The sequence below is a fragment of the Solibacillus sp. FSL W8-0474 genome, assembly GCF_038004065.1.
GTDB lineage: Bacteria > Bacillota > Bacilli > Bacillales_A > Planococcaceae > Solibacillus > Solibacillus faecavium.
The window spans coordinates 2315072-2326571 of the sequence record NZ_JBBOQJ010000001.1; the positions used below are offsets into that span (position 1 = coordinate 2315072).

Annotated in this window: 15 protein-coding genes, 1 pseudogene and 1 riboswitch; of the genes and pseudogenes, 2 read left to right on the top strand and 14 right to left on the bottom strand. The window is 33.8% G+C overall.

Going from position 1 to position 11500, the window contains the following annotated elements:
- Positions 1-11: 11 nt before the first annotated feature.
- Complete coding sequence (locus NYE67_RS11550) at positions 12-491, bottom strand: DinB family protein (protein WP_340730152.1); 480 nt, start codon at positions 489-491, stop codon at positions 12-14.
- Between the two features lie 140 nt (positions 492-631).
- Here NYE67_RS11550 and NYE67_RS11555 point away from each other — a divergent pair.
- Positions 632-1002: pseudogene (locus tag NYE67_RS11555) on the top strand (VOC family protein).
- 87 nt (positions 1003-1089) lie between these two features.
- On the opposite strand, the gene NYE67_RS11560 reads toward NYE67_RS11555, so the two are convergent.
- From NYE67_RS11560 to NYE67_RS11585, 6 genes are all read right to left on the bottom strand, one after another.
- The gene (locus NYE67_RS11560) at positions 1090-1398 is read right to left on the bottom strand and encodes a hypothetical protein (protein WP_340730153.1); all 309 of its coding nucleotides are present in this window, start codon (positions 1396-1398) and stop codon (positions 1090-1092) included.
- 171 nt (positions 1399-1569) lie between these two features.
- Complete coding sequence (lepB, locus tag NYE67_RS11565) at positions 1570-2136, bottom strand: signal peptidase I (protein WP_340730154.1); 567 nt, start codon at positions 2134-2136, stop codon at positions 1570-1572.
- 5 nt (positions 2137-2141) lie between these two features.
- Entirely contained in the window at positions 2142-2702 is a 561-nt protein-coding gene (locus NYE67_RS11570; RefSeq protein ID WP_340730155.1) for an ATP-binding protein, read from the bottom strand.
- 29 nt (positions 2703-2731) lie between these two features.
- The gene (locus tag NYE67_RS11575) at positions 2732-3091 is read right to left on the bottom strand and encodes a nuclear transport factor 2 family protein (protein WP_340730156.1); all 360 of its coding nucleotides are present in this window, start codon (positions 3089-3091) and stop codon (positions 2732-2734) included.
- Positions 3092-3139: 48 nt separating this feature from the next.
- Positions 3140-3619, bottom strand: a complete 480-nt coding sequence (locus NYE67_RS11580) for a YjdJ family protein (RefSeq protein WP_340728259.1) — start codon at positions 3617-3619, stop codon at positions 3140-3142.
- A 120-nt stretch (positions 3620-3739) separates the two neighbouring features.
- Positions 3740-4609 carry a hypothetical protein gene (locus NYE67_RS11585; protein WP_340728260.1) on the bottom strand — a complete coding sequence of 290 codons (870 nt, stop codon included), beginning with the start codon at positions 4607-4609 and terminating at the stop codon, positions 3740-3742.
- 450 nt (positions 4610-5059) lie between these two features.
- Here NYE67_RS11585 and NYE67_RS11590 point away from each other — a divergent pair, with 450 nt between their 5' ends.
- Positions 5060-5212, top strand: coding sequence for a YrzI family small protein (locus NYE67_RS11590; protein WP_340728261.1), 153 nt, complete (start codon positions 5060-5062; stop codon positions 5210-5212).
- A gap of 232 nt (positions 5213-5444) precedes the next feature.
- Here NYE67_RS11590 and NYE67_RS11595 read toward each other — a convergent pair whose 3' ends face one another.
- From NYE67_RS11595 to NYE67_RS11625, 7 genes are all read right to left on the bottom strand, one after another.
- Positions 5445-6740: an NCS2 family permease gene (locus NYE67_RS11595; protein ID WP_340728262.1), complete on the bottom strand. Its 1296-nt coding sequence runs from the start codon at positions 6738-6740 to the stop codon at positions 5445-5447.
- Between the two features lie 146 nt (positions 6741-6886).
- Positions 6887-6986, bottom strand: a riboswitch (purine riboswitch).
- Positions 6987-7201: 215 nt separating this feature from the next.
- On the bottom strand, positions 7202-7651 hold the full coding sequence (locus NYE67_RS11600; protein WP_340728263.1) for an NUDIX hydrolase: 450 nt from the start codon (positions 7649-7651) through the stop codon (positions 7202-7204).
- Between the two features lie 41 nt (positions 7652-7692).
- Complete coding sequence (locus NYE67_RS11605; protein WP_340730157.1) at positions 7693-8313, bottom strand: histidine phosphatase family protein; 621 nt, start codon at positions 8311-8313, stop codon at positions 7693-7695.
- 45 nt (positions 8314-8358) lie between these two features.
- Positions 8359-8808 carry an NUDIX hydrolase gene (locus NYE67_RS11610; RefSeq protein ID WP_340730158.1) on the bottom strand — a complete coding sequence of 150 codons (450 nt, stop codon included), beginning with the start codon at positions 8806-8808 and terminating at the stop codon, positions 8359-8361.
- 29 nt (positions 8809-8837) lie between these two features.
- Positions 8838-9548 carry a GNAT family N-acetyltransferase gene (locus NYE67_RS11615; RefSeq protein WP_340730159.1) on the bottom strand — a complete coding sequence of 237 codons (711 nt, stop codon included), beginning with the start codon at positions 9546-9548 and terminating at the stop codon, positions 8838-8840.
- A 192-nt stretch (positions 9549-9740) separates the two neighbouring features.
- Positions 9741-10403, bottom strand: coding sequence for an aminoglycoside 6-adenylyltransferase (locus tag NYE67_RS11620; protein ID WP_340730160.1), 663 nt, complete (start codon positions 10401-10403; stop codon positions 9741-9743).
- Positions 10404-10595: 192 nt separating this feature from the next.
- Entirely contained in the window at positions 10596-11486 is an 891-nt protein-coding gene (locus NYE67_RS11625) for an SDR family oxidoreductase (protein WP_340730161.1), read from the bottom strand.
- Positions 11487-11500 lie beyond the last annotated feature (14 nt).

The following is an 11500-nucleotide window of genomic DNA, read 5'->3' on the forward strand; positions in this document are numbered from 1 at the left end:
TCTTTCGATCATCACCCGCCTTGTTTTAAAGTAAATTTTATTTCGTTTATGTGATGGATATCGTGTTCCATTAATCCTTTTAAATATTCATAAAGTGTTAAAGTAGAGTCTTCAATCTGCAATTTAATCAACCATTGCTCTTCAGGTATTTGGTCTAACTGATTTAATAGGTCTTCCCGAATACGTATGCATTTTTCAAATGTTTTTTCAATCGTCTCAGTTCTAGCAATGAAGGAAGAAAGAATGTTTACATCCTCGGCACTTGGAGCTTTCGGTAAGCTTTTACCAGCTAATATATATGGAATTCTGTGTTGTAAAACAAATTCATCCCAAGGGTAAAAATGACCAACTATTTCGATGATGGACCATTTTCTTTCTCCAATTGGTTTTCTTAGTAGACGTTCATCAAACGTTTTCATGCTTTTCAAAAAGAGAAGAAAGTTTTGATGATGCTCTATTATTTCAAATTTTTCTCTGAGCAATTTTTCCACCTCGATTTTGACACCCTATCAGGAATTATATTTACCCAAATTTTAACATATCTTTACTACTGTGTGATGTATTTTAGTAGGAATATAGGATATAAAAGGCGAACTATTTAAATATCGGATTAAATAAAGGAGAGAAGACTTTGAGCGAATCATTTATTGAACAAGTACATTATGTTCGAATTCCTGTTAAAGATTTGGAGCTTTCTGCACAATGGTATCGAGATGTTTTGGGACTCCAGTTGCTAAATAATACTGGGGAACTTGCCATTTTAAAAGTCGGTGAGGACCATTCTTACTTATTCTAGTCCCTACCGACGATGAAACCTTTGCGCATTTTACTATTAATAATAAACAAGAATTTAGTATTGGCTTTACAAGTCGGGAATTATATAAGTTTCATCAACACTTAATTGATCATCAAGTCAAGGTCGAGGATATAAAAGAAGATAATGGTCATTTCTTTTTCCACTTTTATGACCCAAATGGTAATAAACTTCAAGTACACTGGTAAAATGGCTATAAAGTTTAATGGGGATGACAAAATTAGAAACCCTCAAGTTCCACCCCACAATTGAAAATATTATTGCTAGATACTTATTTATATAATTTTTTTTATTACTCGTACTATATATTTTGCAGCAAAGTATGAAAAAGGAATACCTAGTAACATTGTAATATTGAACGTAAAATAACTGAACCAAAATAAATTTGACAAGTATGCACAAAATTTAAAGTATGGGATAAAAATGATTACCATTAATGATATAAATCCCGCTTGTCTCACCATTAATCTATTTTCCTTAATACTCAGTTCTTCCTTCCGTTTTTCATCCATACATAATTCCACATTTGTATTCCCTACTTCATCTGATTCTATTTCCTTTATCTTTTCACGTAGTCTCTCCATTTCCGTACCTCCAAAAACTACTTTTCAACATTTTAACATAAATATCCAGTTCTAACTATGGATCACGTGTTGAATAGGGAGAAGTTAAGAAGCGCATTCACTCCAATTTAAAAACACAAAAAAACTGTGTCAAAAAATCTGACAAGCCAGATTTAACACAGTTTTTCTGTTTTATTTAATTAACTTTAATTTATCTAATGGAAAGAAAACAATATTTGTTGTACCTATTATTTTATCCTTTGAAACAAATCCAACGTTGGGGTCTCTACTATCTATACTTTTCCGGCGATTATCTCCTAGCACAAAATAGTATCCATCTGGTACAACTGACTCACCTAAGTACTCTTCTAACGTAAAATCCTCAGTGAGTGTACCATTGTCGTTCAGTGCCTTTTTATATTCCTTTAAATAAGGTTCTTCATATTTCTTACCGTTAATAAAAAGTTCATCGTTTTTATAGGCGATGTGGTCACCAGGAATACCAATAATACGCTTGATATAATTTGTATCTTCCTTTGCTTCAAATACAATTACATCAAATCGGTTATACTCTGTTAATTTTGGCCCAATCTTATTTACAATTACTTTGTCCCCGTCTTCAACTGTTGGCATCATAGAAGCACCATCCACCACAATAGGTGTTAATATGAACATCCGAATTCCTACGGCAAATAAAAGTGCGATCCCAATCACTTTTACCCATTCCAAAAACTCATTTTTTTCTTTGACTGCTTTCAAAGTCATCACATCCTTTCAGCAATTTGGATAATCTTTTGAATAACTACATTAACTTCATCATTGTCTTTAATGACAAATAAATAATCTGCTTCATCTTCTGATGGATTAACTATATCTTCCTTTTCGGCCTGTTGTCTAGCAAGTACTTCTTCAAAATTTGAATATGCTCCCCTAAATATATTCGTACTTCTGTGACTTTGAATAACTCGAGCTTTAAGAACATCATCTGGAATATCAAAGTAAACTAAGATACGGACAAAATCTTCGGCTTTAAATAATTCTTCAAGCAAATACACGCGTCCTTTTCGACTTCGATTTGAATTGCAAATAATAAAGTGAAAATCCGTGTGTTCTTTTGCATAATCGACGATCAGCTTTGAGATGGCGTGCTTAAGTATATTAGGGCCTTGTGTCGGTAGTAAATTCTTATAGTATGTATTAATAAATTCGGCATGGTTATCTTGATCCATCACAAAAGAGTTACTTAACTGTTTTTCCAAAGCATGAGCAAATGTCGTTTTTCCAGAATGGGTTTTACCTACTGTAATAATCGCTAACTTTTTCATAACCCCGTCTCCTTCTAGCAAAGCTAAAGTTAAGAAATAACCTTTGTCCCTTGATGAAAATGCATTTTCCAACGTCCGTCGATTAATTTCCAAATCGAGCTACGTAATGAATGCTGGTTATTTATCTCATTATGTATTCGGTAGGTCGTTAAAATTATTTCTTCAGATAATGAATGGATTTCAAAATCGCTTATTTTCATTCGTACTAAACTTAGTGTTATTTCACCAATATTCGCATCTTTGTACAATACCTGCCCAGAACTTCCAAATTCAAAGAAAGTTTCTGCAAGTAGATTCGATAGCTCTTCTTTTGATGTCCTAATTTCTGGTTCTAACAATTTTTTCTCTAGTGCAAATAACTGTTCTTTTAACGAAGATTTACATTCCATTCTATACTCACCTTTTTCCGTTCATAGAATTGATATTAGTGAAACTAACTAATTGAAGATCGGACGTTTATGTTTGTTCTTTCTTAACGATAGTAAAACTGCACCTGCTATAAATAATAGTCCGCTTATTGAAGTAATCCAGAAGAAAATACTACCCCCAGTAGTTGATGAATTAAAAGTCAAACTACTAAATAATATCATTATAAAACCTATAAATCCCCAAAAACCAATTGCCCATTTAGATTTACTTTTGATGAGATAATAGCCAGTTACACTTAGAATATAAAGTATACTCACTATCATTAAAGTGGGAAATAAAGGTTGAAATTTTACTGCATAAACAAAATAATCAAGTTGGCTAATATCCTGTCCAGTTGTTATCTCTATATTAAACAATTTGGTAAACGGTGTGGAATACTTCCATTCGATTGAATTATTTATAAGTGCACTTCCTTCATACCATGCAATAAAAGTTGCTACCATAAAAGTTAAGATTCCTATTATAATTTGCAACGCATACTTAAACAACTACACTCCCCCTCTATGATTATTTAACAAATCACTGGTAATTTTGACGGAAATAAATAACAAAGGTTCCAGAGATTTTGTCGCTTCAAAATTGAGAAAGTAAATAGTTAATTGTTACACTCAATAATTTGGTAAATAGTTTTTATATTGATCCCATGCTTCCAAATACTCCGGCAAATCCTGTGGATGCGCTTTAATACATATCCCTATACGTGTATATAATTGAAAAATCACCTCATCTAAAAGTCTTTCTTCAGTATAGCTAAGATCACTGTTCCACATCTCAAACAATGTAAGTAACGTCTTAAAATCTAGATTGTCTGGTGATGAACAAAATGCATATGTAAAATCATAATTTTTCGGCCCAATTATTGGTGAAGGATCAATCACGCCCTTTAATTGGTTATTTAAATAAACAAAATTATGTACACCAGTATCTCCATGTAAATAATATTTTTCTTCCAAATGGCTATATCCCTTTAACTTATTTACTAAAAGTTCTACCCTTTTATGATCCTCTACTGAAAGAACATTTCCTATATTTTGCTGCGCATATTCCAGACTACTTTGATTAAAATCAGACCAACCGCTTTTAGAAGTACCATTAATTCTTCCCCAAGGGGTATCTTCATCTACCCTCCTATATTTATCAAATAGTTCCTTTATTAAAATTGTCATCCAGTCTATTTTAGTGCCACGATTAACATGTGTTTCTCCAGCAATATAGTCATACACAATAAATAGTTCTTCTGGATCTGTGTAAATAATATTAGGAAGTAAGCTCGTATCACTATAAGCAGTAAGAAATTGCTCCGTAGGCTTAATAATATTTGCTGTATCCATTTTCACTACATATGTTGGTTTTTTATCGACAAGTAGTAAATATAAAACGCCATTTGTAGTGCCGCTATTAAGCTTTTCTGCCTTTAAATCTGTACTAATTAAAAAATTACTTTTCAATAAATTTATAATTTCATTTATTTTTTCCACATTTGAGCCCTCTTTTGCTAATTAATATCATGCCTGATAGTTATATTCTTTCCTAAATGTTGAAACCCTTTTATTTAATCAGGTCTCTCCAGAGGAATTAGCAAATAACCCCTTCATTATTTTACACTAATTAGAAAATTTTCAAAATAATGTTTACAAATAAAATCGAAATGGGTATACTTATGCAGTAATCAAAATTTCTTAAGGAGGTCGGATAAAATGATCGTTATTAATAAATTAATGTCATTAGTTGTTTCAATTTCAGCAAAAACAAAAACCACACATTCGACCAAATTGGAATGGATTGCTTAAAGTATTTTTATAATTAAGTATACCCATACCTTAGGGAGAAGTGTGCCCCTACGGTATTTTTGTGTCTTTTTTTACCGTAGGGGAATTCTCTCTACGGTTTTTTTCTGTTTGGGGATAATTTTAAGGAGGTGATAATCCATGATATTAAACATTTTTTCTGTAACGATAGCTATTACAAAACGTGAGCCTACGATCTCATTTGAGAAAGCACAACATGATAAACATGCGAAAAAAGTCTTTGAAGAGAATCGAAGAAAATTAGAAAATTACGCACGTCATCGTCAATATTAATTTTGTTAATTAAAAATATGAAAGGTGGGAATTGAAATGATTTATATGTTTAAAAGAAGTTATGCAGTTTTATGGGTGGAGAAAGACTCCACATAGCTAACTGATCTAGTAGTATCCGTAAGTAAAAAAAGGATAGATGTAAGCAGGAATTTATTCCTGTTCATCTACCCTTTCTTTTTCTTCTATATTTGTAACAAGACCTTAAATTATTTAGCCTTTTTTATTCGCTTTCCTAAACGATAAACGCAAAGTATGAAATGAATAATAAACAAAGCACGTACATTATTGGATGGACTTCTTTAGAACGCTTTTGTGCGATTAAACAAATTGGATATAGAACAAAACCTAATCCGATTCCGATAACGACACTAGAAGTTAATGGCATCATAATAATTGTTAAAAATGAAGGAATCACGATTTCTAACTTCGTCCAGTTAATTCTACGGATCTCCATAGCCATTAGTGCACCTACAATAATTAATGCAGCTGAAGTTACTTCCGCTGAAATAACACTAACAAGTGGCGAGAAGAATAACGCAACAACAAAACAAGCAGCAATGACTACAGATGTAAAGCCGGTCTTCCCTCCAACAGCAATACCTGCAGAAGATTCAACGCTTGTTGCTGGTGTTGATGTACCTAAAATTGCACCAATAACCCCCGCTGCAGAATCGGCAAGTAAACCTTTACCGATATTCGGAATTTTATTGTCCTTCATCATGCCTGCTTGACTCGTTAATCCAATTAATGCACCCGCTGTATCAAAGAAGGCAACAATTAAAAACGTGAAAATAACTGTAAGGATTTCTGGTGTGAAAATCTCATCTAAATGACCAAACACAACACCAAATGTCGGTTCAAGACTTGGGATACTACCAACAATTGAAGATGGTACTTCGATTTTACCGAACAGCATACCTACAATTGTAGTAATGACCATAGCGTAGAAAATACCGCCGTTAATGCCTTTTACTAACATAATGATCGTAAGGAAAATACCTAGAATGGCTAATAACGTCATCGGTGAAGTTAAATCACCAATCTTAACAAATGTATCTGGATCTGCTTGTACAATGCCACCATTTTTTAATCCAACAAATGTGATAAAAAATCCAATACCAGCAGCGATTGCGAACTTTAAATCACTTGGAATAATGTTAATAATTTTTTCGCGAATTTTAAATAAACTTAAAATCATAAAGATGATTCCGGCAACAAAAACACCTGTTAATGTAACTTGCCAATCAATGCCCATTCCAATACAAACTGTAAACGTAAAGAATGAGTTCAATCCCATACTTGGTGCAATAGCAATTGGGAAGTTCGCAAGTAAGCCTATAAGTAATGTTCCGATTATTGCAGTAAGCGCTGTTGCAGTAAATACAGCACCACTATCCATCCCGGACTGACTTAGAATAATTGGATTTACCACTAATATATAAGCTATCGATAGGAAAGTTGTTATTCCTGCGAGTGATTCCTGCTTATAGGAAGTGTTCCGTTCTGCAAATTTAAAAAAGTTTTTCATGTTGTAATCTCCTATTTGCCAAAGTTAAGAATGAACGGAAATCATTCTGATATTAGTATTCAGCTATTGCATTTTTCTATTAATAAAAAAAAAACTTTGACCACAATCGGCCAAAGTTTTTTCTACATTAAAGCGGAATAAAAAATCAATAATTTCCCATTCCTTGTAGTCAGCTAATATCGGTAGCTGGTAGAAACTTTCAAGCCGTCTTCTTGAATTTATACAAGGTAAATCTATTCTTTTTTAAAAACATTAGGAGAATAATATCAAGTATAATTTGAAAGGTCAATAGTATAAATTGGAATAAGTTCTCCCTATAAAATATGTAAAAATATTCTAAAAAGAGCGAAAAATCAACTAATATAAAACCTATAAAAAAATATAATGAAATCACTCAAGACTTATGTAGGATAAAATGGATATAAGCAGCTCTGTGAGCACGAAAGCCTGTAAGAACTATCTTAATTTATAAAATCGAATATTTTCAAATCTATTTCATCTATAGGACCAAGCTTTTGTTCTAAGTCCCATAATAAAATTTCGGATGTCTCATTATTTTTCTGAAATGGTTGGAGTTTTTCAAGAGTAGTAAAGTAAACAGGATTATACTTAATTTCATTATTTATTGCGTTTTTTACTTTTAACAAACCCTTAAATTCTATATCCAAAACTCTTTGCCCAGTTTCTTCGTAAAGTTCTCTTATTGCACAATCTTTTGGTGTTTCATCCATCTCCCTTTTCCCTGCCGGTAATTCCCATTGTTTTCTTAAAGTGTTATAACATAAAAGATATTTGTCATCACATTTAATTACCGCATATGATCCAGCCAATCGGTGATAATTATATATTTCAGTCTCTTTTACGATAAGGAATTCAAGAAATTGAAAGCCATTATCCTTTGCACATTCCAATTATTTTCCCCCATCTTTTTAACCAATCTCACTCAAATGTATTAAATAGTAACTTTATCTAAATGCGCTAAGTCTCCTTCAGATAAAATACAATATTCCCCATTTTTTATTTCCATTATTGAAAGACTTGTGTCGTGTATAAATGGTGGGGCCCATAAATCTGTAATGTCCATTCCTTTTGCATGCATTAATAAGGATTTTAGAATAACAGAATGAGTAATAACCAATATATTTCCAGCTTCATGTTCTGAAATAATGAAATTTAATACATTAATAGCCCTGTTTGTAAGCTGCTCAAAGGTCTCACCACCAGCTGGTTCATAAAGGGCTGGGTTCTCCCCAAAATTTTTATATTGCTCAGGGTATGAAACCTTTATTTCTTCATGCGTTTTACCCTCCCATTCACCCAAATACATTTCTCTCAAGTTTTCATTCGTACTAATTGGTAAATTTCTTTTCCCAATAATTAATTTAGCTGTTTCAATTGTTCTTTCACTCGTACTTGAATAAGCAGCAACAAATTCTACCCCTTCTAGCGTTTTTCCTAATGCAATTGCGTTATTAACCCCTTGTTCAGTTAACGCTGAATCTTTCCAGCCTTGCATTCTTTTTTGAATATTCCACTCTGTTTGACCATGTCTCACTAAATATAATCTAACCAATGTGCGTTCCCCCAATCTATTTCTCTAAAATCTCCTTACATTAAGTTATAAAGAAGTGAAATATTGTTTAATAAGGCCTTTAATCAAAGGATTAAGACCATCTGGTAATTCACTTGCTTTAAAAAACATGGCTTCGTTAGATTCTTTCCCATCAGCTTTTAGAATCCCTCCTTTAATTTCTTTTGAACTATACGCAATTGTTACAGGATAAAATTCATCACCGTTTGGCAGTTTAACAAAATGCTCTTTCCCAGAAATGACACCCACTAAATCAAGTTTCCCTATTTCCAGTCCTGTTTCTTCTAAGACTTCCCGTCTTCCTGCTTCTTCAGTAGATTCTCCTAATTCCATAAATCCTCCGGGTACACCCCATTTTCCATCTAATCTTCTTTGCAGTAATATATCTCCATTTTCGTTAATCACAGCTACCGCAACACCAACTAAATTAAGTGGTTGATTACCCACAATCTGGCGTAAATCGTCTACATATCCCATACGTATCTTCCCCCGAAAATTTACGATTTTTATTTAACTATTTTATAAATCCCTTTCCGATCACGGAGTTCACATCCATTTCCCTCAAAGATTTTAATCATATTAGAATTATGTACGTCGGTGCTGCCGACGTAATAGCTGGCATGGAAATTCTTGAGTAATGCGAGAGTAATTTTATGAATAGTTCTCCCTAGGCCTTGCCCTCTAAAATTCGGGACTACACCAAAATAAAATAATCTTCCTTCGTCTTTTGTTCCCATTTCAATATGAGGAATACTTATCCCTATTAAAGTTTCATTCTTCGTGAAATAATAGCAATACTTACGCCAGTCAGATCCCAACTCATTTTTTATAGATTGCATAACTTGATCAATGGGCTGCTTTATATTTTTATTGGCAGAACCCATTCGACATCGATCATACAATTCCGCATATTCTCGTTCATCGAGCATTCCTTCAGAAAGAGAATGCCAAACAATTTGATCATCTATTCGTGGTAAATTCTCAAGTTTCCTTGTGTACTCGACAATACTGGAAATCTTGCTGAAATTTTTTTGAAGCAGCCAGCTTTCAAAATGTTCATCCATAAGTAAAGATAAATAGCCAATTCCCAGATGGTCCCATTCCTCGAGAATTTTTGTGAATTGCAATCTGTATTCTTCTTTTGAAACATCTTCTTTATTGATTTGATCAACAAGCCAATATTCCGGGTTGTTTTTAATGATATTGAATAAGTTCAAGTTGTTGCTCCCCCTAATACACCAATTCAAGATTTTTTTTGAAATGCTCTTCATTTTCCTCTATACTAACTTGCCTACTCAAATATTTATTCAGTCTAAGAATTTCTGGAAACATAGAAATCAACGTCTTCATAATTTGATTAGCATTCCGACCACAATCCCATTCTTCCAAACGAGCTAGCTGCCAAGGACTTAATTTACTTCTCTTTTTCCCTCAATTTTTGACCAGACACCGTATGGACTATCTAAATGTTGTTCCATTTCCATATACCAGCCAAAAACAACAAGCCATCGCACTCTATCTAAATTAGAGATAGCATAATATAATTCTTCCCGCATAACTGCTCTGTACGTTTCATGGATAAAAGCAAACAGCTTTCCTCTCCAAAAAACAACTTCATCCGATGACGGTTTATATACTTCGAATGAAGAGTCCTCTATGACCTTAGTGATTATATTATTAGGATCGTAAAGAACTTTATACTCCTTAAGCCAAATCGAAGGTACAACTTCGTCAGGTGTATGATACCAGCTATCCACTTTTATAAAAGATTCATAGTGGGTAACTACGAATGGAGAAAAAGGATTAAGGTCTTCGATAAATAATACTTCTCCCCAATTCTTTGCTCTATTCTGTTTGTTTTTTATGTATTCAGCTTTCTTTTCAGGCGCAACAATCGTATGTATGTCAATATCAGAATAATTGTCAAAGGTACCTCTTGCTAATGAACCCGCTAGGTAAATTGCTAAAACATCCGAATCAGATGTTAAGTCTTTTAAGATATTTTCCAATAGTCTTTCACGATATTTTGGTAATAATGTATCTCTTTCTATATGTCTGTTTTCAAGTTCCATGCACATAAACCAACCCCTCTACTTCTTAAGAAGATTCTTAATAAATTTCCATTAGTGGTATTCTCCCCATCGGAAGCCTTATGAAACTTCCTTAGTATAATAATTTCAACAAAAAAGGCATTAATCCTTGTTGGATTAACACCTTTTTTTGAAACGGGAAACTTATACTTTTTTATAGTAAGTAACTATTTTCTAGTTTATCGCTTCGCCACCAGTAACCCCGTAAATTTGTCCAGTAATATAACTTCCTTCATCGGAGGCTAGTAGAACATATACCGGTGCAAGCTCTACCGGCTGTCCAGCACGACCAAGTGGCGAGTCTTGGCCAAACTCAGGGATACTACCTTCCAATTGTCCGTTATCCAACTGCAACGGTGTCCAAATCGGTCCTGGCGCTACCCCATTAACACGTACACCCTTAGATGCAAAGTATGCAGAAAGGTTTAACGTAAAGTTGGTTATCGCACTTTTTGTAGCTGCGTAATCTAGTAATTGTGTGGATGGATTGAACGATTGAATAGAAGAAGTAGTAACAATGGCACTTCCTGGCTCCAGATGATCTTCGGCAGCTTTTACAGTTTCAAACATACTAATAATGTTTACTTTGAAAGTGTCCTCCACTTGTTTGATTGTTATTTCACTTAGGGAAGGTTGTGCAATTTGCTGCGCCGCATTTAATACGAGCGTGTCCAAACCGCCAAAAGTTTCCACTGTTTTTGTTACAATCTCAGTCGCTGCGCCGTCTTCACGCAGATCATACGGTAGCAGTAATGCTTTTTTGCCTTCTTTTTCAATTAATTCTTTCACTTCATTAGCATCCTTCTCTTCACCAGGGAAGAACTGGATCGCTACATTTGCCCCTTCACGTGCATAGGCAATAGCAGCGGCACGGCCAATTCCGGAATCACCACCTGTAATCAAGGCATTGCGCCCTTCTAGGCGATTATGACCTTTGTAAGATTGTTCTCCGCAATCAGGTTCTGGGCTCATATCTTTTTGGAGCGCTGGAGTGTTCTGTTCTTGATCCGGGAAGTTTCCTGTATGATATTTTTTACGTGGATCTGTTAGATGTTTGTTTCCCATCAAAAATCATCTCC